The organism is Streptomyces sp. NBC_00316 (assembly GCF_036158715.1).
GTDB lineage: Bacteria > Actinomycetota > Actinomycetes > Streptomycetales > Streptomycetaceae > Streptomyces.
On sequence record NZ_CP108023.1, the window covers coordinates 6,743,577 to 6,769,652 of the forward strand.

General features: G+C 71.8%; 19 protein-coding genes, 1 pseudogene and 1 riboswitch. Of the genes and pseudogenes, 4 read left to right on the top strand and 16 right to left on the bottom strand.

Features of this window, described 5'->3' with window-relative positions; translation table 11 throughout:
* Positions 1–20: 20 nt before the first annotated feature.
* Positions 21–1,091: an alkene reductase gene (locus tag OG878_RS30015; RefSeq protein ID WP_328889673.1), complete on the top strand. Its 1,071-nt coding sequence runs from the start codon at positions 21–23 to the stop codon at positions 1,089–1,091.
* Positions 1,092–1,100: 9 nt separating this feature from the next.
* Here OG878_RS30015 and OG878_RS30020 read toward each other — a convergent pair whose 3' ends face one another.
* Genes OG878_RS30020 through OG878_RS30035 form a run of 4 tightly spaced genes read right to left on the bottom strand, consistent with a single transcriptional unit; the run spans position 1,101 to position 5,302 of the window.
* Entirely contained in the window at positions 1,101–2,153 is a 1,053-nt protein-coding gene (locus tag OG878_RS30020) for a LacI family DNA-binding transcriptional regulator (RefSeq protein ID WP_328889674.1), read from the bottom strand.
* 43 nt (positions 2,154–2,196) lie between these two features.
* Positions 2,197–3,063, bottom strand: coding sequence for a carbohydrate ABC transporter permease (locus OG878_RS30025; protein WP_328889675.1), 867 nt, complete (start codon positions 3,061–3,063; stop codon positions 2,197–2,199).
* A complete protein-coding gene (locus OG878_RS30030) occupies positions 3,060–3,986 on the bottom strand; it encodes a carbohydrate ABC transporter permease (RefSeq protein WP_328889676.1) in 927 nt (308 codons plus the stop codon). The genes OG878_RS30025 and OG878_RS30030 overlap by 4 nt, the downstream gene beginning before the upstream one ends.
* Entirely contained in the window at positions 3,983–5,302 is a 1,320-nt protein-coding gene (locus tag OG878_RS30035; protein ID WP_328889677.1) for an extracellular solute-binding protein, read from the bottom strand. The genes OG878_RS30030 and OG878_RS30035 overlap by 4 nt, the downstream gene beginning before the upstream one ends.
* Before the next feature lie 180 nt (positions 5,303–5,482).
* Here OG878_RS30035 and OG878_RS30040 point away from each other — a divergent pair, with 180 nt between their 5' ends.
* Complete coding sequence (locus OG878_RS30040) at positions 5,483–7,528, top strand: beta-galactosidase (protein WP_328889678.1); 2,046 nt, start codon at positions 5,483–5,485, stop codon at positions 7,526–7,528.
* A gap of 372 nt (positions 7,529–7,900) precedes the next feature.
* On the opposite strand, the gene OG878_RS30045 is transcribed toward OG878_RS30040, so the two are convergent.
* The 4 genes from OG878_RS30045 to OG878_RS30060 form a co-directional block, all read right to left on the bottom strand.
* Positions 7,901–8,917: a VOC family protein gene (locus tag OG878_RS30045; RefSeq protein WP_328889679.1), complete on the bottom strand. Its 1,017-nt coding sequence runs from the start codon at positions 8,915–8,917 to the stop codon at positions 7,901–7,903.
* Positions 8,918–8,994: 77 nt separating this feature from the next.
* Positions 8,995–10,338, bottom strand: coding sequence for a hypothetical protein (locus OG878_RS30050; protein WP_328889680.1), 1,344 nt, complete (start codon positions 10,336–10,338; stop codon positions 8,995–8,997).
* Positions 10,335–11,180, bottom strand: a complete 846-nt coding sequence (locus OG878_RS30055; protein ID WP_328889681.1) for a class I SAM-dependent methyltransferase — start codon at positions 11,178–11,180, stop codon at positions 10,335–10,337. Before OG878_RS30055 ends, OG878_RS30050 begins: the two co-directional genes overlap by 4 nt.
* 434 nt (positions 11,181–11,614) lie before the next feature.
* The gene (locus tag OG878_RS30060; protein ID WP_328889682.1) at positions 11,615–12,721 is read right to left on the bottom strand and encodes a pyridoxal-phosphate-dependent aminotransferase family protein; all 1,107 of its coding nucleotides are present in this window, start codon (positions 12,719–12,721) and stop codon (positions 11,615–11,617) included.
* Between the two features lie 105 nt (positions 12,722–12,826).
* Between OG878_RS30060 and OG878_RS30065 the strand changes: the two genes are divergently transcribed.
* Together OG878_RS30065 and OG878_RS30070 are read left to right on the top strand one after the other, a co-directional pair.
* Entirely contained in the window at positions 12,827–13,927 is a 1,101-nt protein-coding gene (locus tag OG878_RS30065; RefSeq protein ID WP_328889683.1) for an amidohydrolase family protein, read from the top strand.
* A 335-nt stretch (positions 13,928–14,262) separates the two neighbouring features.
* Complete coding sequence (locus OG878_RS30070; protein WP_328889684.1) at positions 14,263–15,312, top strand: SCO1860 family LAETG-anchored protein; 1,050 nt, start codon at positions 14,263–14,265, stop codon at positions 15,310–15,312.
* A 139-nt stretch (positions 15,313–15,451) separates the two neighbouring features.
* On the opposite strand, the pseudogene cobC reads toward OG878_RS30070, so the two are convergent.
* The 8 genes and pseudogenes from cobC to OG878_RS30110 form a co-directional block, all read right to left on the bottom strand.
* A pseudogene (gene cobC / locus OG878_RS30075) lies at positions 15,452–17,073 on the bottom strand (Rv2231c family pyridoxal phosphate-dependent protein CobC).
* Positions 17,070–18,572, bottom strand: coding sequence for a cobyrinate a,c-diamide synthase (locus tag OG878_RS30080; protein WP_328889685.1), 1,503 nt, complete (start codon positions 18,570–18,572; stop codon positions 17,070–17,072). Before OG878_RS30080 ends, cobC begins: the two are co-directional and overlap by 4 nt.
* Complete coding sequence (gene cobO / locus OG878_RS30085; protein ID WP_277325484.1) at positions 18,572–19,171, bottom strand: cob(I)yrinic acid a,c-diamide adenosyltransferase; 600 nt, start codon at positions 19,169–19,171, stop codon at positions 18,572–18,574. Before cobO ends, OG878_RS30080 begins: the two co-directional genes overlap by 1 nt.
* Positions 19,171–21,180 (bottom strand): putative cobaltochelatase, encoded by a 2,010-nt coding sequence (locus tag OG878_RS30090; protein ID WP_328889686.1) that lies wholly within the window; start codon positions 21,178–21,180, stop codon positions 19,171–19,173. Before OG878_RS30090 ends, cobO begins: the two co-directional genes overlap by 1 nt.
* Before the next feature lie 94 nt (positions 21,181–21,274).
* On the bottom strand, positions 21,275–22,825 hold the full coding sequence (locus OG878_RS30095) for a cobyric acid synthase (protein ID WP_328889687.1): 1,551 nt from the start codon (positions 22,823–22,825) through the stop codon (positions 21,275–21,277).
* Positions 22,822–23,802, bottom strand: a complete 981-nt coding sequence (locus OG878_RS30100) for a cobalamin biosynthesis protein (RefSeq protein ID WP_328889688.1) — start codon at positions 23,800–23,802, stop codon at positions 22,822–22,824. Before OG878_RS30100 ends, OG878_RS30095 begins: the two co-directional genes overlap by 4 nt.
* A 151-nt stretch (positions 23,803–23,953) precedes the next feature.
* Positions 23,954–24,082, bottom strand: a riboswitch (cobalamin riboswitch).
* A 172-nt stretch (positions 24,083–24,254) separates the two neighbouring features.
* On the bottom strand, positions 24,255–24,488 hold the full coding sequence (locus OG878_RS30105) for a hypothetical protein (protein WP_328889689.1): 234 nt from the start codon (positions 24,486–24,488) through the stop codon (positions 24,255–24,257).
* Between the two features lie 12 nt (positions 24,489–24,500).
* Complete coding sequence (locus tag OG878_RS30110) at positions 24,501–25,802, bottom strand: inorganic phosphate transporter (RefSeq protein WP_328889690.1); 1,302 nt, start codon at positions 25,800–25,802, stop codon at positions 24,501–24,503.
* Positions 25,803–26,076 lie beyond the last annotated feature (274 nt).

Here is a 26,076-nt window from a genome sequence, read left to right on the forward strand (position 1 = left end):
ATAATTTCTTGGGGGCTCCCATGACCACCGCATTCGACCCCATCGACCTGTCCGGCACCCAGCTCGCCAACCGGATCGCGATGGCCCCGATGACCCGCTCCCGGGCCGGTGAGGGCGGAACCGCCACCGACCTCACCGTCGAGTACTACGCCCAGCGCGCCTCGGCCGGGCTCATCATCACCGAGGGCGTCCAGCCGTCCGCGGTGGGCCAGGGCTACCCCTTCACCCCGGGGCTGCACAGCGCGGAGCAGGTCGCGTCCTGGCGCAAGGTCACCGACGCGGTGCACGCGGCGGGCGGCCGGATTTTCGCCCAGATCATGCACGCGGGCCGGATCGGCCACCCGGTCCTGCTGCCGGACGGACTGACCCCGGTCAGCGCCTCCCCGGTCAAGGCCGCCGGTCAGGTCTTCACCCACGAGGGGCCGAAGGACTTCGTCGAGCCGCATGAGCTGACCGAGGCCGAGATCCGGCAGACCGTGGCCGACTTCGCCACCGCCGCCCGCAACGCCGTCGACGCGGGCTTCGACGGCGTCGAGCTGCACGGCGCCAACGGCTACCTCATCCACCAGTTCCTCGCACCCAACACCAACCGGCGCACCGACCGGTGGGGCGGCTCCGAGGAGGCACGCATCCGGTTCGCCGTGGAGGTGGTCAAGGCGGTCGCCGCCGAGATCGGCGCGGAGCGCACCGGGCTGCGCATCTCGCCCGGAAACCCGTACAACGACATCGACGAGCCCGCGCCGGAGGCCGTCTACACCGCGCTGGTACAGGAGATCGAGCCGCTCGGCCTGGCCTACCTGCACATCATGGAGGCGGTGGAGATCCGCGATCTCACCCTCGCGCTGCGCAAGCAGTTCTCCGGCACCTTCGTCATCAATGTGCTGACGGACGGACCGACCGGACCGGCCGACCACTCGGTGATCGACGACGGGATCGCCGACATCATCTCGTACGGTGCCCTGTTCATCGCCAACCCCGACCTGCCCGCCCGGCTGAAGGCCGGCGGCCCGTTCAACACCCCCGACCCGTCCACCTTCTTCGGCGGGGACGCGAAGGGGTACGTCGACTACCCGGCACTGGACGCCGCGTAGCCGCGGCGGTCACGCCGAATCGCGGCGCACCAGTTCGGTGGGGAGGATCACCGCAGCCGGGTCCTCTCCACCGATCTGGGCCAGCAGCACCCGTACCATCTCGGCACTGATCCGGTCCCACGGCTGCCGGATCGTGGTCAGCTCCGGCCGGGACGCCAGCGCTGCGGGCGAGTCGTCGAAGCCGCCGACCGCGACGTCCTCCGGCACCCGCCGCCCGGCCTTCTCCAGCGCGGCCAGCACGCCCTGCGCCATCAGGTCGGAGGCGACGAACACCGCGTCGAGGCCGGGGGCCCGCTCCAGCAGCAGCGTGGCGGCCGCCTCGCCGCTCGCCCGGCTGTAGTCGCCCGGGACGATCAGCGCGTCGTCGGCGGGCAGCCCGCACTCGGCGAGCATCTCGCGGTAGCCCGCCAGCCGCTCGACGCCGCCCGGGGTGTCGAGCGGGCCGCTGACCGTTCCGATCCGGCGACGCCCCGACTCGTACAGGTAACGCACCATGTCGCGGGCACCGTCCCGGTCGTCGGCCGCCACATAGCTGACCTTCGAGCCCTGCCCGAGCGGTTTGCCGCAGGCGACGAGCGGGACCCCGGCCTCGTGCAGCTGGGCGGCGACCGGGTCGCCGGAGTGGCTGGAGACCAGTAGGACCCCGTCCACATGACCGGCGATGTACCGCATGTTCCGGCGGCGTTCGGCCTCCGTCCCCGCGATCATCAGCAGCAGCGGGATGTCGTGCGCGGCGAGTGCGGTGGTGCAGCCCCGCAGCAGCACATTGAAGTTGGGGTCCTCGAAGAACCGCTCCTGCGGCTCGGTGAGCAGGAACGCCACCGAGTCCGAGCGCCCGGTGATCAGCGATCTGGCGTGCCGGTTCACCGTGTAACCGGTCCTGCGGATTGCGGAGTTGACGGCGTCGAGCGCCGCCGCGCTGACATTGTGGCCGCCGTTGAGCACCCGGGAGACGGTGCCGCGGGAGACCCCGGCCTCCCGTGCCACGTCGTGAATGGTCGGCGGCCTGCGGCGTCCCGTGCCGGACGGTCCGGGCTGTCCGGGCTGTTCTGTGCGGCTCATGGTGCATGATCTTTCATCAATGGAAGCCCTGGTGGGGCCCCGGTCAGGACTTTACGGCGCCGGAGAGCAGGTCGAGGCTCCAGAAGCGCTGGATGACCAGGAACAGCGCGATCAGCGGGACGATCGCCAGCAGCGCCCCCGTGATCACCAGGGTATAGAGGGCCGGGGTGTTGGAGCCTTGCTGGAGCAGGGTGTACAGGCCCAGGGTGACCGGGAACTTCTCGTCGTCGCCGAGCATGATGTACGGCAGCAGAAAGTTGTTCCAGATCGCGACGAACTGGAACAGGAAGACGGTCACCAGGCCCGGCACCATCATCGGCAGCGCGAGGGTACGGAAGATCCGCCACTCACTGCCGCCGTCCATCCGCCCGGCCTCGATCACATCGCCCGGTACGGCGGCCGTCGCGTAGATCCGCGCGAGATACACGCCGTACGGGGAGAGGATCACCGGCAGCAGGACCGAGAGGTAAGAGTCCGTCAGGTCGGCCTTCGCCAGCAGCAGATACTGCGGCACGGCGAGGATCACCGGCGGCATCAGCACCCCGGCCAGCAGGATGTTGAAGATGCTCTCCTGCCCGCGGAACCGGTACATGGCCAGGGCGTACCCCGACAGTGCGGAGACGGCCGTGGACAGCAGCGCGCCGGCACCGGCATAGAACGCCGAGTTGGCCATCCACTTCCAGTACACACCGTCGCGGTACGCCGACAGGTCGGCGACGTTGCGGGTGAAACCGGTGCCCGGCAGGAAGGTGAAGGTGGAGAACAGCTCGCGTCCGGACTTGGTCGAGGCGACCAGTACCCAGGCGACCGGCAGCAGGCAGTAGAGCGCGCCGAGCAGCAGCGCGGCGGTCGGCACGAGCGCGAACCGGCGCGGACCGGCGGGGGTGGACGGGAGACGCAGCGTGCTCATCGGGAATCTCCCTGCCTGGTACGGGAGTTGGCTGCCCTGAGGAAGCCGAAGGACAGGGCGAGGGTGGCGACGGCGATGATGACCGCCTGAGCGGCCGCTGCATAGATGTCGTTGTTGACAAAGGCGTCCTGGTAGACCTTCATCAGCGGACTCCAGGTGGTGGACAGCGAGTTGGTGAGCGGCTTCAGCGTCGTCGGCTCACTGAACACCTGGAGCGTCGCGATGATCGAGAAGAAGAACGTCAGGACCAGGGACGGCGCCACCATCGGGATCTTGATCCGGAGCGCGACCTGCAGCTGCGAGCAGCCGTCCAGCCGGGCCGCCTCGAAGACCTCGGCCGGGATCGCCCGCAGCGAGGTGTAGATCACGATCATGTTGAAGCCGGTGCCGCCCCAGACCGCGATGTTGGCCAGGGCGAGATACAACGGGCCGCCGTCGAGCAGATCGGGCTGCGGCAGACCGGCCATGTCGAGGAGGTAGGAGAAGGGGCTGACGTCCGGGAGATAGAGGAAGCCCCACATCAGTGCGGCGACGACGCCCGGTATCGCGTACGGCAGGAAGATCGCGAGCCGGGAGAAGGCCTGCAGCCCGAGCCGGTCGGTGTCGAGGAGCAGCGCGAACAGCAGGGCGAGGCCGAGCATCACAGGGACGACGATCATGCCGTAGCCGAGGATGCGCAGGGCACCGTGCAGCAGCTCCGAGTCGGAGAGTGCGGATGCGTAATTGGCGAAGCCTGCCCAGATCTCCTCGCGGGCGCCCTTGCCCAGGCCGAGCCCCTTGACCTCGGTCCGGCGGAAGCTGAGGTAGAGCGCGTACCCGATGGGAAGGGCGAAGAAGAGCAGGAAGAGCACGGTGGCGGGGGCCAGGAAGGCGTACGGGGCGCTCTCGACCCCGTACGCACCCCTGCGGCGTGCGCGTGTCACTCGGAGACCCCGAAGCCCTGCTTCTTGAGGTCGGCGACGGTGGCGTCCTGCATCGCGGTCAGGGCGGGCCCGAAGTCCGACTTGCTCTTGGCGGCCTTGGCGAAGTTGTCCTTGAAGGCGGTGTACGCGACGTTCACGTTCGGGCCCCAGGCGGCGGGGGCGGTGCCCTGCGCGATCTCGGCGGCCTTCGTGTAGAAGTCGGGCTGGTTGGAGAAGTAGTCCGGGGCCTGGGCGAGCGCGCCGCCGGTCTGGGCGGCCGTGGCGGCGGGGTAGATGCCGCTCTCCTTGACGAGTGCGGCCAGCGCCTCCGAGTCCGTGTTCAGCCACTTCGCGAAGGTCGCGGCGGCGGCCTTGTTCTTGGAGTCGTTGGTGACGGCGGTGGAGGAGCCGCCCCAGCTGCCGGTGACGTTCTGGCCGGCCGTCCACTGGGGGAGCGGGGCCATGGCCCACTTGCCCTTGGTGTCGGGCGCCGCCGTGGTGAGGGTCCCGGGCGCCCAGACCGCACTGACCCAGGCGATCTGCTTGCCGGTGTTGAGCGCCTTGTTCCAGGCCGGGGTGTACATCGGCTGGTTGTCGACGGCGCCCTCCTTGACCAGACCGCCCCAGAAGTTTGCGACCTTCTGCGTGGCGGCGTCGTCGATGGCGACCTTCCACTTGTCGCCGCCGGTGGTCCACCACTGCGCCCCGGCCTGCTGGGCGAGGCCCGCGAAGAGACCGGAGTCGTTCGAGGAGAACGTGGTGAGGTCCTTGTCAGGCGCCTTCTTCTTCAGTGCGCGGGCCGTCTCGGCGAACTCGTCCCAGGTGGTGGGCACGGACAGGCCGTACTGCTTGAACAGGTCCTGGCGGTAGTAGAACATCAGCGGGCCGGAGTCCTGCGGTACGGCGTACAGGGCGTCCGATCCGAGAGTCGTCTGCTGCCATATGCCGTCGGCGAACTTGCCCTTGGCGTCGCCCGCCTCCTTGGATATGTCGGCGAGCACATCGTTGGAGACCAGGGTGGGGATGGCCTGGTACTCCGCCTGTACCAGGTCGGGAGCCTTGTGGGCCTTGGCCGCCGTGATGATCTTTGTGACCAGGTCGTCGCCCGATGCCTGCTTCTTCACCGTGACGGTGATGCCGGCTTTCTTGCCCTCGCCCGCGTTCCAGATGTCCGCGACCTTGTCCAGGCCGGGTGCCCAGGCCCAGTAGGTGAGCGAAACGGGACCGGTTGCGGCCGGGCCGTCCCCGCCGTCGCCGTCCGACGAGCCGCAGCCCGAGAGCAGGCCGGTGGCGGCGAGTGCAGCGGCCGTGGACACCGCGACGATGCGGTACTTCATGGGTTTCTCCCCTGACGAGAAGCGAGGGTGCAGCGCCGGACTGCGCTGTGAGCGTTCACAGTAGAGAAACGAATCCGACACTTGTCAATGGTTGATGCTGTGCGGTTATGTGGGCTCTGCGCCACCGCCAATGTGTGTGCACGTTCCCAGAAGTTGTACCGAAGAGCCCAGGAGACCCCCATGCCGCACACCGCGCCCGAGCCCGCCCCGCACGGTCTGCGCAGGCTCGCCTTCGGCGGCGACTACAACCCCGAGCAGTGGCCGGAAGAGGTCTGGCGCGAGGACGTGGCCCTGATGCAGGAGGCCGGCGTGACCATGGTCAGCGTCGGGATCTTCTCCTGGGCGCTCCTCGAACCCGAGCCCGGCGGTTACGACTTCGGCTGGCTCGACCGGGTCCTCGACCTGCTGCACGGGGCCGGTATCCGGGTCGACCTCGGCACGCCCACCGTCGCCCCGCCCGCCTGGTTCTACCGCGCCCACCCCGAGGCCCTCCCGGTCAGCCGGGAGGGGGTCCGGTACGCCTTCGGGTCACGCGGCGCGATCTGCCACAGCAACCCCGCCTACCGGTCGGCGGCGGCGAACATCACCGAACAGCTCGCCCGCCGGTACGCACACCACCCGGCGCTCGCGATGTGGCACGTCCACAACGAGTACGGCGTTCCGGTCAGCGCCTGCTACTGCGACAACTGCGCCGCCCACTTCCGCCGCTGGCTGGCCACCCGCCACGGCAGCGTCGACGCCGTCAACGAGGCCTGGGGCACCGCCTTCTGGGGGCAGCGCTACCGCAGCCTCGACGAGATCGACCCGCCCCGCGCCACCCCGACCGTCGCCAACCCGGCCCAGCGTCTGGACTACGCCCGCTTCGCCGACGCCACCATGCGCGAGAACTTCTGCAGCGAACGGGACATCCTGCACCGCTTCGCTCCCGGTATCCCGGTCACCACCAACTTCATGACCGCCCTCAGCCAGTGCGACTCCGTCGACTACTGGGCCTGGGGCCGCGAGACCGACCTCGTCACCAACGACCACTATCTGATCACCGACGGCCGCCGCACCCATGTCAACCTCGCGATGGCCGCCGACCTCACCCGCTCCGTCGCGGGCGGCGCACCCTGGCTGCTCCTGGAGCACTCCACCAGCGGCGTCAGCTGGCAGCCCCGCAACCCCGCCAAGCGCCCGGGTGAGATGGCCCGCAACAGCCTCGCGCATGTCGCGCGCGGCTCCGACGGGGCCATGTTCTTTCAGTGGAGGCAGTCACGCAGCGGCGCGGAGAAGTTCCACTCGGCGATGGTGCCGCACGCCGGTACGGACTCCCGGGTGTGGCGCGAGGTCGCCGCGCTCGGTGCCGGCCTCGGCCTGCTGAGCGGTGTCCGCGGCACCCGGACCGTCGCGGACGCGGCCATGCTCTGGGACTGGCAGTCCTGGTGGGCGCAGAAGCTGGAGTGGCGCCCGAGCGAGGACCACGACGCCCGCGAGCGCGCCGACACCTTCTACGCCTCGCTGTACGACCGGCATCTCACCGTCGACTTCGCCCACCCGGACACCGATCTTTCCGGGTACCCGCTGGTCGTCGTCCCGGCCCTCTACCTCGCCACCGAGGAGACCGGCCGGAACCTCCGGCGCTACGTCGAGAGCGGCGGCACGCTCGTCGTCTCGTACTTCTCCGGCATCGTCGACACCCATGACTCCGTGCACCCCGGGCCGTACCCGGGCGCCCTGCGGGACGTACTCGGGCTGACGATCGAGGAGTTCTCACCGCTCGGAGAGGGCGGGACGGTCCGCCTGATCACGCCCGAGGGCGCCCCCGAGGGCCCGGAGCTGACCGGCGACCTGTGGTCGGACGTGGTGATCCCGCGCGGTGCCGAGACCGTCTGGTCCTACGCCGACGGCATGCCCGCCGGCCGCCCCGCCGTCACCCGGCACCGCCTGGGCAGGGGCACCGCCTGGTACATCTCCACCCGGCTGTCCGGATCCCATCTCGACGCCGTCCTCGAACGGGCCTGTGACGACGCCCGGATCGCGCCGCGCACCGGCCTCCCGCACGACGTCGAGGTCGTACGGCGCACCGGCGACAGCGGCACGTACCTCTTCGCGATCAACCACACCCGGGACGACGCGAAGCTGCCGCTCGACGGCCCCGGCACCGAACTTCTCACCGGCGAGCACGCCGTGGGCCACCTCGCCGTTCCGGCGGGCGCGGTCAGGGTCGTACGCCTCGACGGCTGAGGTGCCCACCCGCGTCCCGAACCGCCGCGGTCCCGGCGCCGTGTACGGGAAGCCCGCCCGGACCGCCGTCGGCGGCAGCGGACGGGACCCGGCAGTTCCGCCCTCCGGCACACGTGGGAGGACCAGGCGCTGTTCGACCACAACGCGACGCTGCTTCCGGCAGCGAGCTGGTGCTCCCACCGGTGGGAACCGGGGAGTCCGCGCAGCCTGGTGCTGTGACCGGAAAGGTTCACCGGCTCGCGCCGCCCGGCACGGCACCTCGCCGCGTTGTCGCATCACCCGAGTACATCCAGTACGCGGTGCGATGCTCCGCCTTGCGATGCACCGCACCGGACGCCGCGAGCTTCCCGGCAAACCCTTCCGGTCACAGCACTAGACGGTATCGAGCGGCGCGCTGCGCCACTTCCACGAGGTGACGCGCTCGCGCCCGGGCAGCTCGGCCCGGCCGGTGGACCAGAGCAGGACGGTCCACCGGTCGGCGTCGTCCGGGGCGTCAGGGAACAGCCGGGCCAGCGCGCGGTCGCACAGGTCCGCGGGTGGCGCCCAGGGGATGTCCAGGCCTTGGACGACATCGTGCGTATGGACCAGGGTCTCCACGATTCCCATGGCCGCGAAGCCCTCCGGGTCGGACACCCCGTACGAGTGGTAGGAGCGGACGTCCGCCGCGGTCGTCCGTACCATCGCCGTCAGCAGGGCGCCGCTCGCTTCCAGGGTCTGGAGCAGGCCGATCGGCCCTGCGTCGGGGTTCGCGAAGATCGAATTCGCCGGGCCGCCCTTGCGGTCGGCTCCCCAGCGGTACGGCACCTCGCGGTCCAGCGACGGCTTCTTCGGGCCCAACTGGGCCGCGTACGCGAAGAGATCATCGTTCAGGTGCTCCACCGTCTCCCAGGAGTCCCACTCCAGCGTCCCGGCGGGCGCCCGCCAATGGTCCTCAGGAACCCGGCGGAGCGCGGCGAGCGCGAGGTGGACGGCCGTGGTCACATCATCGGCGGTGACGGGCAGCCGCGTCGCGGTCAGCGCCGCCCGTTCGGCAGCGCTGCACTCCACGCAGAACTCATTGCCCTCGGGGTCGGCGAGCGTCGCCCAGCCCCGGCCGTTGGGCTTGCGATGGTCGCCGACGAGCGTGGCACCGAGGGCGAGCAGCCGCTCGACCTCCTCGTCCCGGGTGCGGTCCTGCGGCTGGATGTCCAGATGGACGCGGTTCTTGACGCTCTTCGGCTCGGGTACCGAAATGAACAGCAGCGCGGCACCGGGGGTCGCGACGAGCGCCTCGGGATCACCGGGCGCATCGTCGTCGTGCAACCGGGCACCGAGCACCTCGGCCCAGAAACTGCCGAGCTTGTAGGCGTCGGCACAGTCGATGGTGATGTGGCGTACGAGTGAAGTCATGCGGTCACTCTCGCTGTTGACGGGCGGCCGGTCCAGCCGGTTTCCGGAGGCGGGGACCGCGGCGGCGCAGCCTCCGCTCAGAGCCCCGGCGGGCCGCTGCCGGCCCCGGACGGATGCGGAGGAGCACCGTCCGGGTGGTCGCCGGAGAGCGGGAGAGTGAGAGGGGACGGCCGAGGTGCAGGAAGCACGGTGCGGTGTCGCGGGCCGGGACGTGGTCCTCCGGCGGGCGGGCGGCCCAGGGGCGGGTCCGCGGGCCCGGCTTCCGCAACCGCGGGTGTCCTCCGGGGGCGGCGCGGGAAGACGACGGCGAGTATCCCGGCCGCGGTCAGCGTGATCAGACCGGCGACGGCCGAGATCCGGATCCCTAAGGAGACATTGGGCAGGAGGAACCCCACGGCATCGAGACCGAAGGCCGCCGCGGTGACCATGGCCAGCGAGGCGGCGACGCGGTTGAGGCGGGTGTCCAGGGCCTCGGCACGCTGAGACGACGCGGCCAGCAGCGAACTGCCGACATAACCGAGCAGTTTGTCGGCTCGTTCGTGGGTGCCGTCCAGTCCGATGGACTCGCGGGCGGCCAGGTAGGTGGACCGGTGGTTCTGCGTGGACTCTATGCGGTAGCTGTCGAGATGGTGGTAGTCCGACCAGACGCCGTCGAGGAAGCGGCGGAACGCATGGACGTCGACGCTCCTGGCCTGGCCGGCGGCCAGGTCCGCGAGGATACGGCGGCCGCCCACCAGGGCACCGACGAGCAGCGACTGCTGTGCCACCGCGATATCCGTGGGTTCCGTCATGGTCAGCAGATCCAGCAGCCCGGTCCCGGGATCGGCGTCCCAGGCGTAGGTGTACGGCAGGAGCACACGGCAGGCCGGTCCCGAGCTGAGCGCAGGAACGCGTGGATCGGGCTGCCAGGGCGGCGCCTGGGTGACGAAATGGCAGTTGTACCGCGCCGACCGGCGGTCCACCGGTGCCTGCTCGCCACTGAGGGCGAGATCCGGCCGCAGGACGAGGTCCTTGATCAGCCCGCTGCGTACCGCGGCGGTGAGCACCGCCGTGAGGAGAGAGGAGTCCGCCTCGCGCAGCTGCCGGTTGATCCGCGCGTCGAACGCATCGAGGTCGTGGAGGGACAGCTCCCGGAGGTCCACGTCATGGCGCAGGGCGTAGGCCACCAGGATGCTGCCCGCGCTCAGGATCCGCGCATGACAGCCTACGATCTCGGTTCCGGGCAGGGTGATCTTCGTGGTGATCAGCCCGGTCAGGTCCAACTCGATCGTGAAGTCCGGGTTGTACGCGAGCGTTCCGAGCTCTCCGGTGAACGGCCGCAGTTCGCCGTGATCCGGCACGGTGACGGACTCCAGAGCGAGGACGGGCAGACTGTGGTGCAGTGGGTACGCCCGGCTCTGGAGATGGAGCACGTCGGTCATCCGGCTGCCCCGGCCTCTTCGGGAACGTTCCACGACACGGCGACGTACTCGGGAATCAGGTCGGACTCGGGCACGATCACCTGGTCGAGATACCGGCGTTGCAGGTCCTCGGGCCCACGGTCCTCGATCTCTGTGCCGAGCAGCGAGGTCAGCTCGTCATGGGTGAGATAGGCGGCTTCCTCGGGGACCGAACGACTCCGGAACCAGTCCCGCTGATCGGCGAGCACCTGGCTGCCCGCGGCCGCCGCCGGCCAGTAGCTGACGGCGGTGACCGCACACGAGTCGAAGGCCGCGCCGAGGCCGACCACTGCGCGCGCGGCCTCCGGCGACAGATAGAAGACCAGCCCTTCGGCCACGTACGCCACCGGCCGGCCGTCGGCCAGTTCGCGTACCAGCGACGAGAGTTCGTCCCGTCCGGCTCGGCTGCCGAGGTCCACCGGCAGATGCCGGACGTCGCGCTCCGGCAGGACTCCGGACGCCACCAGCTTCGCCACGCGCCGCTGCTTGGCCTCGATCATGTCCGGCAGGTCCACCTCCAGCGCCACCTTGAAGGGGAGCAGCCACGGGTACGAGGAGAAGCCGGCGCCGCACACCACGAGCACCGTGTCGGGATCCTTGCGCAGCGCGGCTGCAAGAGTGTCCATGATGTACCGTCCGCGCAGCGACACGACCAGGTCGTCGTGCGGATACACGACGTCGGCGAACTCGTTCCACAGGGCGCGCACCGCCGGCCGGTCGCTGTCCGGGATCCACGCGGCTGCCAGCGGGTCCTCCGCGAGATCGGGCTGCCGGGCCCGGGATTCGTTGACGAGAAAGGCGGTCAGCTCAACTCCACGGTGCATTGCTGCGTACTCCAGAGATCATGGGTGTGTTGTCCCGTGAGCCACGGTCGCGCCGGACGGCTCGTCAACTGCGGCCCGGGGGAGTGTCTTTGACGCGCCGCAGCGGACCGCACGGGAACGGTGCGGGCGAGGGGCGACGAGGGGGCGGGCAGGCCGTATGCGGCAGTCCCGGCAGGATGGAGCCGGGAGGGTGGGAGTGATGCCGAGACCGTCCGGCACATGGTCTCCCCCGAGATCGCCAGCGGATGTGATCAGGTCTCACATAGTAGGTGCCCGGGCCGGGCACCCGCCAGGGAGCGTGGCACGGGGCGGTGTGGGCCGTGGGGTTCCGGCCACCGTGCCCGGGTGGACAGAAAAATGCGGGGAGCCGCCCTGAGGCAGCTCCCCGCACCGAAGAGACCGATACGTCCGGTCCGTCGCCGGACCGGACGGATCTACACGCTCGGCCAGGCCTCCGACACGGCCTTGCGGGCGGCCTCGAAGTCGACCTCCCGGCCCTCGTCGGCCAGCGCCGCCCCCAGTGCGGCGATCGAGGACTGCACCGCGCCCCGGGTCGCGTCCACACCGTAGTGATTGACCCGGATCATCTCCTTGGACAGCGCCCCGCCGCCCGCGATCAGCGGCAGCGAGGGGTCGGCGGCGAGCGCCTTGGCGACCAGCCCGGAGGCGTCGACTCCGGCCGGGGCGCGCAGCGTTGTGGCGACGGGCGCCGCGTCCTTCGCCTCGTGCACATACGGCGCCAGACCGCCGCCGAGCGCCACGGCGCCTGCCCGCGTCGCCGCGGCGGCCGCGGCGTGCCGCGCCATAAGCGGCTGGAGGCCCTCCGTCTCGATCCGCTCCAGGCACGCCTCCAGCGCCAGCATCTCCAGCTGTGCGGGGGCGTGCAGGAGCGCCTGGCGGCCGCCGTCGATCCAGCGCTCCTTCCAGTCCAGCAGCGAGAGGTATGAGTGGCGCGGGGCCTCGGGGTTGGCGGCGATCCGCTCCCAGGCGCGCTCGCTCACCGACACCGCCGACACCCCGGCCGGGCCGCCCATCGCCTTCTGCGCACCGATCACGCACAGGTCGACGCCCCACACGTCCGGCAGCAGCGGCTCGGCGCCCACCGAGGCGACCGCGTCCAGCATGAAGAGGGCTCCGTGCGCCCGGACGACCTCGCCGATCTCGGCGACCGGGTTGGTGTTGCCGGTCGCCGCCTCCGCGTGGACCACCGAGACGAAGTCGATCTCCGGGTGCGCGGCGAGCGCCTGCGCGACCTGGTCGGCGGTGACCGCCGTGTGGAACGGCACCGCGAGATCGATGACATTGGCACCGCAGTCCCGCAGCCAGTTGCCGAAGGTCTGCCCGTACGGCCCCGTGACCACGTTCAGCGCGGTCGAGCCGGGCCGGGCGCCGCCCCGGATGCAGCCTTCGAGGGGAAGCAGCGCCTCGCCCTGCATGATGACGACGTCCTGCTCGGTGGCGAGCAGACCGGCCACCCGGCGCTCGATGGCAGCGAAGTGCGCGGCGGTGAGCGGGGCGAGGTCGAGGAGGGGGTGCGTCACGGTGGTGCTCTCTTCGGATCGGGTCGGCCTGCGGTTCGGCGTACGGACGGTGCTTCCGTCGAGAGTACCCAGAGCCCCGGAGACCGCCCCTCGTACAGTGCTGCCATGAGCGATCACAAGGCGCAGCCGGTGCTGCACGTGAAGGGGCGGGTGCTCGTCGGTCCCGACGACGTCAGGGACGAGCTGTGGGCGGTCGGCGGGCGGATCTCGTACGAGCGGCCGCCCGGCGCGGACGCGGCGGAGACCGTTACCGGCTGGGTGCTGCCGGGCCTCGTCGACGCCCACTGCCATGTGGGGCTCGACCACCACGGCCCGGTCGACGCCGCCACCAGCGAGAAGCAGGCGCTGACGGACCGGGAGGCCGGCACGCTGCTCATCCGGGATGCCGGATCGCCCTCCGACACCCGGTGGATCGACGACCGGGAGGACCTTCCCAAGATCGTCCGGGCCGGCCGCCACATCGCCAGGACCCGCAGGTACATCCGGAACTACGCCCATGAGATCGAGCCCGGAGACCTGGTGGCGTACGTCGCACAGGAGGCGCGGCGCGGCGACGGCTGGGTGAAACTGGTGGGTGACTGGATCGACCGCGACGCCGGCGACCTGACCGCCTGCTGGCCGCGCGGCGAGGTCGAGGCCGCCATCGCCGAGGCGCACCGGCTCGGCGCCCGGGTCACCGCGCACTGCTTCGCCGAGGCCGCCCTCGTCGATCTCGTCGAGGCCGGGATCGACTGCATCGAGCATGCGACGGGTCTGACCGAGGACACCATTCCGCTCTTCGCCGAGCGCGGTGTCGCGATCGTCCCGACGCTGGTCAACATCGCCACGTTCCCGGACCTCGCGGCGGGCGGCGAGGCCAAGTTTCCTCGCTGGTCGGCGCATATGCGGCAGCTCTACGAGCGCCGCTACGACACCGTGCGCGCGGCGTACGACGCCGGGGTGCCGATCTTCGTGGGGACCGACGCGGGGGGCTCGCTGGCCCATGGGCTGGTGGCGGACGAGGTCGCCGAACTGGTCGAGGCGGGGATCCCGGCGCGCGAGGCGCTGTCCGCGACGGCCTGGGGTGCGCGTGCCTGGCTGGGGCGGCCGGGGCTCGAGGAGGGCGCCCCGGCGGACCTGGTGGTGTACGACGAGGACCCGCGGGTGGACGTACGGGTGCTGGCGGCACCGCGCCAGGTGGTGCTGAACGGTCGCGTGATCGGCTGACGCCGCTCCGTCCCGGCACATGGCCGGGTTGACAGCCCCGTGACGGAACACCGCTCCTGCTCGTTGCAGCACGTTTGCGCACACTCCGGCGCGGTCGGCCGAAATCCCGCACGCGCTCAACGGATCGGGTGACACAGGAGAACAACACAGGAACAGGCGTACCGAGATATTCGAATACAGGCGCGGAAACCCCCCTTTGGAGTGAACTCGCCTCAGCTGTGCGCCAGTTCACTCTCTGTGCGTAAAGATTCACGGAGTCGAGGCCACCGGTGCCCGCGATGTCCCCCATTGGGCGGCGCCGGTGGCTCCATGTCTCTTGTGGGGGTTCCACCATCTTGAACAGCAACACCTTCCGCCTCGCCGCCCTGGCGGTCGCCGCCGCGCCCGTCGCCCTGCTGGTCGCCGTCCCGGCGCACGCCACCGGGGCCACCACGACCACCGGCGGCGGGAAGGCGAGCGCGGCCGTACTCCGTGCCGCACTCGATGTCTCACTCATGAACAAGACGGTCGATGTGCCGCTCCGGGCCTCGCTCAACGAGGTGCACGCACCGGCGAGCGCCGAGGAGACCGCGCTCAGCGTGCGGCTCGACGGCGTGAACCGCGGGCGGCCGTTCAGCGTGCTGCGTGCCGATGTCGCCACGGCGGACGCCACCGTCGACAAGCACCGGGCGGAGGCCCGCAGTAATCTGGCCAAGGCCCGTGTCCATGTGCCCGGACTGCCGTTCCTCTCGCTCGTACAGGTCGAGAAGGTCACTTCCAAGGCGGTCTGCGAGGTGGGCCGCAGGCCCGTGGCCGAATCGAACGTGCTGGGCCGGATCTCGGTCCTCGGCAAGCGGGTCACGCTCACTGCGGGAGGCCCCACGCGGGTCCGTGTGCCGCATGTGGGCGAGGTGACGCTCGACCTGTCGAAGACGCAGACCACCTCGCGTACCGCCGCGGCCGTCGCGCTCCGGCTGACGGTGTCCGTCAACCCGCTCGATCTGAACGTCGCCGACGTCAAGGGCGAGGTCACGCTCGCCGAGGCGGCCTGCGAGACCCCGAAGGGCGGCAGGCCGACGAAGCCGGGGGGCGGCAGTGACGGCGGCTCGGACGACGGCGGGACCACGGGCGGCAGCGGCGACGGCGGGACCACGGGCGGCTCGGGTGACGGCGGAACCAGCGGCGGTGGCGACGGGGGAACCACCACCACCGGGGGCAGCGGCGACGGCGGCACGGACGTGAAGCCCCAGACCGGGACCGGCCACGCCCCGGCGGCAGTCGACACGAGCCTCGCGGAGACCGGAAGCAGTTCCACGACCCCGTACATCGCGGGTGGTGCGGCCCTGCTGCTGGCCCTCGGCGCGGGCGCCACGGTTGTGGCCCGCAGGCGCGGCGCGCAGGACTGACCCGACCGGGCCCGAGGGGGCGGCCGGAGGCCGTAGGGGCAAGCGGGGCCAAAGGGGGGGGCGGGGAGCGGCGTGCACGCAGGGGCACGCCGCTCCGCGCTCCTGCGGGGGGATCAGCCGGCTGCCGTGCCCGTTCCGTTCACCGGCCGACGAGCAGCAGTGCCTGATCGAGCGCCTGCAGGAAACGGTTGGTCGTCGCACGGTCGCGCACGGCCAGCCGCAGCCACCCGGGGCCGAGCCCCGGGAACGTGTCCCCGCGCCGCGCTGCGAACCCCAGCGTCCGCAGACGCTCCCGTACCTGTGCCCCCCGCTCCAGCCGGACCAGCACGAACGGCCCCTCGGCCGGTTCCGCGACCCGCACCTCGGTGAACTCCGTGAGCCCGGCGATCAAATGGGCCCGGTCCACCGCGATCCGGTCCGCCGCCGCGGCCGCCTCGACCAGCGCCCGCGGTGCCATGCACGCCTCGGCCGCCGCCAGCGCCGGGGACGACACCGGCCACAGCGGCTGCGCCGCCTGCAGCGTGCCGATGGTCTCCGGGGCGGCCAGGACATAACCGATCCGCAGACCTGCCAGCCCCCACGTCTTGGTGAGGCTGCGCAGTACGACGAGGCCGGGGATGTCCGTACGACCGCACAGCGCCTCGCGCTCGCCCGGCACCGCGTCCATGAACGCCTCGTCGACCACCAACGTCCTTCCGGGGCGTGCCAGTTTCTCCAGTGCGGCCGCCGGATGCAGGACCGACGTCGGGTTGGTCGGATTGCCGACCACCACCAGATCGGCCTCCTCGGGCACGGTGGCAGGATCCAGCCGGAAACCGTCCTCGGGGCGCAGCAGCACCCGCCCCACCTCGTGCCCGGCCGCGCGCAGAGCCGCCTCGGGCTCGGTGAACTGCGGATGCACCACGACCGGCCGCCGGGCCGGCAGCGCCCGCGCGATCAGCACGAAAGCCTCGGCCGCACCCGCCGTCAGCAGCACCCGCTCCACCGGCAGCCCATGGCGCTCCGCGACCGCGGCCCGCGCCCGGTCCCCGTCCGGATAGGCGGCGAGGGTGCAGAGAGAGGCGGCTATGCGTTCCTTCAACCAGCCCGGGGGCGTATCCGTGCGCACATTGACGGCGAGATCGGTCAGATTGCGGCCGCGCACCTCCGCGTCACCGTGATGACGCAGATCGTGCCCGCCCGCGCTGTTCACATCGGGACTCTCAGTGGGAGTGTGCATGACTTCCAAGGGGGTGTGGGGGGTGAGTTCATGACCGTGGGGGTGGAGCGACAGCAGGACGACTATGTGCCCGGCACCGGGTTCCACGCAACGGTCGGATCCGGATGCGCGTGCGACACCCGCCGGGCCAGCGCACACGTCACCTTTCCCACCCGCCCGCGGGGGCTCGACTTCCGCTTCGGCACGAGCAGTTCCTCCGCGCCGACGAGAGCCGCCGCCTCCGCGACCGACGGGGTACCGGTCGCGGACAGCGAGGCGCCCGACGGATTCGGTACGACGACCGCGGCCAGCTCGTCCGCGCGGTACGCACGCACGGGTACGCCCAGCCGCGCCGCCGCCCCGACGATGCCCGGCTCGCCCGCCTTGGCGTCGACGGTCGCCAGCTCCACGACGCAGCGCGCCGGGAACCCGGCCTCGCGCAGCACGGAGGAGACGAGCTCCAGCACCTCGTCGACCGTCACGCCGCTGCCCGACCCGACCCCGACGACCAACTGCGCCGCGGGCGGCCGGGTCGCCCGGCGCGTGCGGACCGGCGGTGTCACCCCGCGGCCCACTCCACGAACCGCCGGGCGATGCCCGGTGCCGAAGCCCAGTGCGTATGCAGATAGCTGGCATGGATGCCCTGCTGCACAAAGCCCTCCACACGCCGCTCCGGCAGATGCATGCCCCACGCGGGAGCGGCACCGGCACCCGGCTCCAGCACCGTCCGGTGGAACTCGTGCCCGCGCAGCCGGGTGCCGGCCGCGGCCAGCGGACTGTCGGTGATCGCGACGGCCTCCCGGTAGCCGAGCGTCAGCCGCTCCGACATCCGGCCCTCGGCGTCGAGCACCCCGCACATGGGCAGTCCGTCGAGCGAACGCGACAGATAGAGCAGCCCCGCACACTCCGCGGCGACGGGCGCCCCGGTGGCCGCCAGATCGGCAACGGCCTTGCGGAGCGGTTCGTTGGCGGACAGCTCCGGGGCGTACACCTCCGGGAACCCGCCACCGATGACGAGCCCACGGGTGCCCTCGGGCAGCGCCTCGTCCCGCAGGGGATCGAACGTCACGACATCGGCCCCGGCGGCGGCGAGGAGCTCGCTGTGCTCGGCGTAGGAAAAGGTGAACGCGGGCCCGCCGGCAACGGCGACGACGGGAGCGACGCCCTGTGGCGACGCAGCCCCGCCCGGCGTGCTCTCCGGCCCGCCCGGGTGGAGGTCCGGCCCGTCCGGCGATCGAGCACCGGGGTCCGGTGCGGAGCCGCGGTCCGGGGAGGGTGCGGGCAGGGGAGCAGGTCCGCCGCGGGCGCCCCCCACCCGCACCGGGCCCACCGCCGCCTCCGGATCCCACGCCTCCGCCGCCACAGGCGTCCCCGGCGCCGACCGAGCCAGCCTCATCAGCGCTTCCAGGTCGCACCCTCCCGCCACCTGCGCCCCCATCGCCGCGACGGCTGCCATCGCATCGCCGCGCCGTTCGGCCACCGGTACCAGCCCCAGGTGCCGCGAGGGCGTGGCCACCTGCTCGGCCCTCCGCAGTACCCCCATCACCGGCACGCCGGACTCGTCGAGCGCATCCCGGAGCAGCATCTCGTGCCGGTCCGAGCCGACCTTGTTGAGGATCACCCCGCTGATCCGTACTTCCGGGTCCCACGAGGCGAAACCGTGCACCAGGGCGGCCACGGACCGGGACTGCGACGACGCGTCCACGACGAGCACCACGGGCGCCCGCAGCAGCTTCGCCACATGTGCGGTCGACGCCAGTTCGCCCTGCCCGGACGCCCCGTCGTACAGCCCCATCACGCCTTCGACGATCGCCAGGTCGCATCCCCGGGCCCCGTGCGCGAACAGCGGAGCGATCAACTCCGGCCCGCACATGTACGCGTCGAGGTTGCGCCCCGCCCGCCCGGTGGCCAGCGAGTGGTAGCCGGGGTCGATGTAGTCGGGGCCGACCTTGTGCGGCGACACGGCGAGACCGCGCTGCGCGAACGCCGCCATGAGCCCCGTCGCCACGGTGGTCTTGCCGCTTCCGGAGGCCGGCGCGGCAATGACCAGTCGCGGAATCATCACCACTCGATGCCCCTCTGGCCCTTCTGGCCGGCGTCCATCGGGTGCTTCACCTTCGTCATGTCGGTCACCAGATCAGCGGCCTCGACGAGCTTCTCCGGGGCATGGCGACCGGTGATCACCACATGCTGGGTGCCGGGGCGGTTGCGCATCACGTCGACGACCTCGTCGGTGTCGATCCAGCCCCAGTGCATCGGATACGCGAACTCGTCGAGGACATACAGCTTGTACGTCTCGGCGGCCAGGTCGCGTTTGACCTGCTCCCAGCCCTCCCGGGCCTTCTCCTCGTTGTCGAGCTGATTGTCCCGCTGCACCCACGACCAGCCCTCGCCCATCTTGTGCCAGGCGACCGTGCCGCCCTCACCGCTCGCGCCGAGCACCTTCAGCGCGTTCTCCTCGCCGACCTTCCACTTCGCCGACTTGACGAACTGGAACACCCCGATCGGCCAGCCCTGGTTCCAGGCCCGCAGCGCGAGTCCGAAGGCGGCCGTCGACTTGCCCTTGCCGATGCCGGTGTGGACGAAGAGCAGCGGGCGGTTGCGGCGCTGACGGGTGGTGAGTCCGTCGTCCGGCACGTTGGTCGGCTGTCCCTGCGGCATCAAGCGGCCCTTCTGCTGGGTGTGTTGGTTCCCCGGACGTCCCTGATCAGTCCGGCGATCGAGTCGGCGCGCAACTCGTCGAGAGTGACGGCGGTGCCGCCGAGATCGCGGGCGAGTGCGGTGGCCAGCCCGAGTCGCACATGCCCCGACTCGCAGTCCACCACCACGGATGCGGTGCCCTGCGCCTCGTGCAGGCGCGCGGCCCGCGCCGCCAGCGCCACCGGCTCCGGGCCGCCGGTCGCCCGCCCGTCCGTCACCACGACCAGCAGCGGCCGCCGCGACGGGTCGCGCAGCCGCTCCACCCGCAGGACGTCATGGGCCCTCAGCAGCCCGGCCGCCAGCGGGGTACGCCCACCGGTCGGCAGGGTCTCCAGCCGTGCTGCGGCCGCGTCCACGGACGACGTCGGCGGCAGCGCGACCTCGGCGGTCCTGCCGCGGAAGGTGATCAGACCGACCTTGTCCCGCCGCTGGTAGGCGTCCAGCAGCAGCGACAGCACCGCGCCCTTCACCGCGGCCATCCGCTGCCGGGCGGCCATCGACCCGGAGCCGTCCACGACGAAGAGCACCAGGTTGCCCTCGCGCCCCTCCCTGGTGGCCTGCCGCAGATCGTCGCGCCGCACCACGAGGCCGCGCCCGGTGCGTCCGCGCGCATGCTGGTGCGGGGCGGCGGCCTGCACGGTCGCGGCCAGATGCAGCTTGGTCAGGGCCCCCTCGGGGCGCCGTGCGCCGGTGGTGCGACCGTGTTCGGTACGTGCCCGGGACCGTCGCCCCGCCGCGCCCTCGCCGATCCCCGGCACGCTGAGCATCTTCGTACGGTACGGCTCGGCAGCACGTACCGGCTGCTGCTCACCGCCCCCGGCCGGGCGGCCCTGCGAGGGGAGTCCGGGCGTGTCGCCGTCCCCCGCACCGGACTGCGGCGGCGTGTCGGGGGCGTCCCCCTGCGGGGGCTGCCCACCCCCGCCGGGCCCGTCCGGATCCGGGTCGTCCCCTTCCCCCTCACCGCTGTTCTGCTGCAGCGTGTCGTCGAGCCTGTCCTCGTCGAGACCGGGCGCGTCGAACGGGTTGCGGCGACGCCGATGGGGGAGTGCGAGGAGGGCGGCCTGCCGGACGTCCTCGGCGAGTACGTCGGTACGTCCGGCCCACGCAGCCAGTGCGGTCGCCGTGCGGGCCATCACGATGTCGGCCCGCATCCCGTCGACCTCGAAGGCCGCACAGGTGGCGGCGATCTGTCGCAACGCACGGTCCCCGAGCGCCACCTGGGGAAGCAGCGCCCGCGCGGCGACGATCCGCTCCCGCAGCGCTCCCTCCTCCTCGGCCCAACGGCCGGCGAACCCGGCGGGATCGTCGTCGTACGCGAGCCGCCGCCGCACCACCTCGACCCGCTGGTCCGTCTCGCGCGACGCCGCGACCTCGACGGTCAGACCGAACCGGTCGAGCAACTGCGGCCGCAACTCGCCCTCTTCGGGGTTCATCGTCCCGACGAGAAGGAAGCGCGCGGCATGCCGTACGGAGACGCCTTCGCGCTCCACGTACGAGGCACCCATGGCGGCCGCGTCGAGCAGCAGGTCCACCAGGTGGTCGTGGAGCAGGTTGACCTCATCGACGTAGAGGATCCCGCGATGCGCATCGGCGAGGAGCCCCGGCTCGAAGGCCTTCACCCCGTCGGCGAGCGCCCGCTCGATATCGAGCGCACCGACGAGCCGGTCCTCGGAGGCCCCCACCGGCAGCTCAACGGTCCGCGCCGCCCGCGACACGCCGCCCCCGGCCTCATGGGGCCCATCGGGACACGCCGGATCGGGCGCCCCGGGATCACACGAGAACCGGCACCCGGCGACAACGGGAACCTCCGGCATCAGCGCGGCAAGGGCCCGCACGGCGGTGGACTTGGCGGTCCCTTTCTCGCCACGGACGAGCACGCCACCGACAGCGGGCGACACGGCGTTCAGCAGCAGCCCGAGCCGCAGATCGTCCTGCCCGACGATGGCGGTGAAGGGGTACGCGGTACTCACAAAGTCTCCTCGACGACGTCATCCATCCAAGAACCGGTGCCCCGGTCACGGGGCGGGGCGGGCAGGGCAACAAGGCCCGCCGCACACGCCCCCCTCACGAGCACTCCCCGGTCACCGCGGCCCCACGGGCCACCGGCACCACCGGCGCCCCGGGGCCCACGAACGGCAACCCCCCGGGTACCCCCGCCTCGATCAGCCTCAGCAGCGCGTCCGTGTCCGCATGCTCCTCGATCAAGTCCCCCAGCCGGTCAAGCTGTTCCTCCCGCAGTGCCCCGAAACTCGTGTCCGGCGCCGGCACGAACCGCCGCCCCGCCGCCGTCGCGACCTCCGCCAGGAAGCGCCGCCGGAACGCATCGCTCTCCAGCGACCCGTGCCAGTGCGTCCCCCATACGGCGCCCACCCGGCACCCGTCCAGGAACGGCTCGCCGCCCCGCACATCGGCGACCCCGTGATGGATCTCGTACCCCTCCACCCGCTCCCCGAGGGCCGAACCGACCGGCCGGGCCAGGGTCTTCTCCCGGTCGAAGCGGATCCGTACCGGAAGCAGCCCGAGCCCCTCGACCTGCCCGGCCCGCGACTCCACCTCGTCCTCGATCCGCTCCCCGAGCACCTGGAAACCGCCGCAGATGCCGAGTACCGGCAGCCCCTGCGCCGCCCGCCGCAGCAGCGCGTCGGCCAGCCCGCGTTCGCGCAGCCAGGCCAGCGCCTTCACCGTGCCGCGGGTGCCGGGCACGATCACCAGATCCGCGTCGGCGAGCTCCTCCGCCCGGTCCACGAACCGCACCACCACCCCCGGTTCGGCGGCCAGCGCGTCCACATCGGTGAAGTTCGACATCAGCGGCACCGCGCACACGGCGACCCGCAGCACGTCCTCGCCGTGCGGCGGCGCGACGACCGACTCGCGTACGGCTCCGCGCAGCGAGACCCGCAGCCCGTCCTCCTCGTCGATGCCCAGCCCGTGGGCGAACGGCAGCACCCCGTACGTCGGCCGCCCGGTCAGCCCGTACAGCATGTCGAGCCCCGGCTCCAGCAGCGAGACGTCGCCGCGGAACTTGTTGACCAGATAGCCCGCGATCAGCGCCTGGTCCTCGGCGCTCAGCAGCGCCGTGGTACCGAAGAACGAGGCGAAGACGCCGCCACGGTCGATGTCGCCGACCACGACCACTGGGAATCGCGCGGCCCGCGCGATCCCCATGTTCACGATGTCGGTGCGCCGCAGATTGATCTCGGCCGGGCTGCCCGCCCCCTCGCAGATCACGGCGTCATACGTGCCCCGAAGCTGCTCCAGGCAGTCCACGACCGTGGAGAGAAGCGTCTCCTGCCGCCCCCCGTGGTAGCCGCGCGCGCTCATCTCGCCCACCGGCCTGCCCATCAGGACGACCTGGCTGGAGCGGTCGCTGCCGGGCTTGAGCAGCACCGGGTTCATCAGCGCAGTCGGCTCCACCCGGGCGGCCTGCGCCTGCATCGCCTGCGCGCGTCCGATCTCCGCGCCCTCGCGGGTGACGAACGAGTTCAGCGACATGTTCTGCGCCTTGAAGGGTGCGACCTTCACACCCTGGCGCACCAGCCAGCGGCAGATGCCTGCCGTGACGACGCTCTTGCCCGCGTCCGACGTGGTTCCGGCGACCAGCAGTCCACCGCTCATTTCCCTCTCCGTCCCGCGGCCGGGAGCCGCCCCGCGGGCGACCGCCGTCCCGCGATCAGCCGGCCCGCCGCGCACACGCCGAGGGCCAGCACCCCCACCCGGCGCGACAGCCGCACCGCACGTTCGATGTCCTCGGTCGCCACCGCACGGCCGGCCGTGCCGTTCAGCACCGGCCGGTGCTCGACCCGGCCGCCGTACGCGAGGGTTCCGCCCAGCCGTACGCCGAGCGCGCCCGCGAACGCCGCCTCCACCGGCCCGGCGTTGGGGCTCGGGTGCTTGCCTGCGTCGGCCCGCCAGGCCCGTACCGCCTGCCGTGGCAGCCCCCCGGCAACCACGGCGAGCGCAGCCGTGAGCCGGGCGCCGGGCCAGCCCACGACGTCGTCGAGCCGGGCCGAGGCCCAGCCGTAGCGCAGATGGCGCGGCGATCTGTGCCCGACCATGGCGTCCAGGGTGTTGACGGCCCGGAAGGCGACGAGCCCGGGCACACCGCCCAGGGCACCCCACACCAGCGCGCCGACCACCGCGTCCGAGGTGTTCTCGGCGACGGACTCGACCACGGCGCGGGCGATCTGCGGCCCGTCGAGGCACTGCGGATCGCGTCCGCACAGATGGGGGAGCCGCTCACGGGCCCGTTCGATGTCACCGGCGGCCAGCGCGCCGCCGATGGCACGCGCCTCGCGCCCCAGCGACGTACCGCCGACGACGGACCAGGTGGCGGCCGCGGTCAGTACGACGGAGACGACGGGACGACGGCGTACGGCACGGGCGGCCAGCGCGGCCCCGCCCGCGGCGCCTCCGGCGCAGACCAGGGTGTGCAGTGCGCCCCATCCGCGGTGGTCGCGCCACAGCCGGCGCTCGACGCCCGCGGCGGCCCGCCCGAACGCGGCGACCGGATGGCCCCGGCGGGGATCACCGAGCAGCAGGTCGCCGATCAGGCCGGCCGTGGCGCCGTACGCGAAGATGCGGTCGGCTCGCACAGCTCACCCCGCCGTTGCGCCTCGGAGGACCTTCGTACAGCCGGCTCCCGGTGGGAGCGGCACAGAAACGGACGACGACGCACGGCAGCCGGGCATGGCGATATGTCCTCACTCAGGGTCCGCGCCCTGGTTCGACGTGACCGGCGGCGAGAGTCTCCTGGCTCCCGGATCCGCAGGTCCCCCGGTCTTCCAGCCCGCGTGCGCGCGCCGTGACGTCCGGTGTGGGGGACCGCTCCCCGGTGACAGTGGCGGGACCGCGCCGGATTCGCACCGGCTTCCTCTGCTGTCGCCGTAAATGGCTCCGGCAGTCCACCACGCTCCGCGAACGCCCGTCAACCTGGCGTTGACCTGCGGTGGCGCAGTGTGGGCAGACACACAACGGGCCGGACACACACGAGGTGTGTCCGGCCCGCCGGAGGAGTGCGGCCCGGTGAAGGGCTGCGGGAAGGGGCTCAGGCGACGATCAGATAGATCCCGTACGCCACCGCTGCCGCGCACAGTGCGAAGCAGACGTACGCGCCCGTGCGGGCGAGCACCACGGAACCCCCGGAGGAGCCACCCTGCGCCGCCGGTTCCGGCTGCTTGGAGAGCCCGACGATGCCCAGGGTGAAGAGGCCCACCAGCGCCACGGTGACGACGAGCGAGACGCCGAAGACGGAGCCGAGAGCTGCCCAGTCGATGTTCATGCTGATCTGTCCTTACACCGTGGCCGGCCGCGCCGGATCGGCGACGGTTCCGGCCGGGGCCGGGATGGTGGTCATGAGGTCCGTGGCTGCGTCGGCCGTCACGGTTGCGCCCGCGTCCGCCGTGGCGGCCGCGGCCCCGGTGGGCGGCGGGGTGACGGCCGCGATGGCGGTGGTGACGACCCCCGCCGGTTCGGCTGCCGGGCCGGCCGGGGCGACATCGCCGTGACCGACCGGCTTGCGGCGGGACAGCAGCCAGATGGCGGCGGAACCACCGACCAGAAGGACGGCGACGGCAACGACACCCCAGGTGCCCTGCTTGGTGAGGAACTCCGCGCCCGCACCGACCAGACCGGCGGCCGGCAGGGTCAGACCCCAGGCGACGAACATCCGGGTGGCGGTGGACCAGCGGACCACACCGCCCCGGCGGCCCAGGCCCGCGCCCATCACGGCGCCGGAGCAGGACTGGGTGGTGGAGAGGGAGAAACCGAGGTGCGAGGAGGCCAGGATGACCGTGGCCGCGCTGGTCTGGGCGGCGAAGCCCTGCGGCGGCTTGAGCTCGGTGAGGCCACTGCCCATGGTGCGGATGATGCGCCAGCCGCCCAGGTAGGTGCCGAGCGCGATGGCCATACCGGCGGAGACGATGACCCAGACCGGCGGGTTGGAGCCGGGGGAGAGCACGCCGCCGGTGACCAGGGCCAGGGTGATGATGCCCATGGTCTTCTGTGCGTCGTTGGTGCCGTGGGCGAGCGAGACCAGTCCGGCCGAGGCGATCTGCCCGGCGCGGTAGCCCTTGGCGGTGGCCTTCTCCTGGGCGTCGTTACGGACCTTTCCGCCGATCCGGTACGTCAGCCTGGTCGCGAGCAGCGCCGCGAGACCGGCGACGACCGGGGCGGCGACCGCGGGGAGCAGCACCTTGGTGACGACCGTGCCGCCGTCGACCGACGACCAGCCGGCGGACATCACCGCGGCGCCGATCAGACCGCCGAAGAGAGCGTGGGAGGAACTGGACGGCAGGCCGACCAGCCAGGTCAGCAGATTCCAGAGAATGGCGCCGACCAGGGCCGCGAAGATGACTTCTGTTCGCAGCCCGTTCTCGTTGATGATCCCGCCGGAGATCGTTTTGGCGACCTCCACGGACAGGAACGCGCCGACGAGGTTGAGAGCGGCGGACATGGCCACCGCTGTCTTGGGTTTGAGAGCACCGGTCGAGATGGTGGTGGCCATCGCGTTGGCGGTGTCATGGAAACCGTTCGTGAAATCGAACACTAGAGCTGTCACGATCACAATCGCGAGGAGCAGCGTGATGTGTTCCATTTACCCAGGCAATCGTTCGACGTCATTGGCTCGTGGACCGTAGGCAACCTGGGTGAACGGAAGATGAACTGGACGGGGCACTGGGGTGTCTCCAAACGGATCGAGGTCGTTCGCTTCGTCCGCTGCGCGACGGCCGGGACGGGGCGCAGGGCCTGCGGTGGCCGGATTTCGTCGCCCTGGCCGGCCCGGTGAACCGGCGAACCCGAGGGATGATCCAGCGAAAATCCGGCCAAAAGAGATGTCGGTCACCCTGCGGCCTCCCGCCGCGTCCACG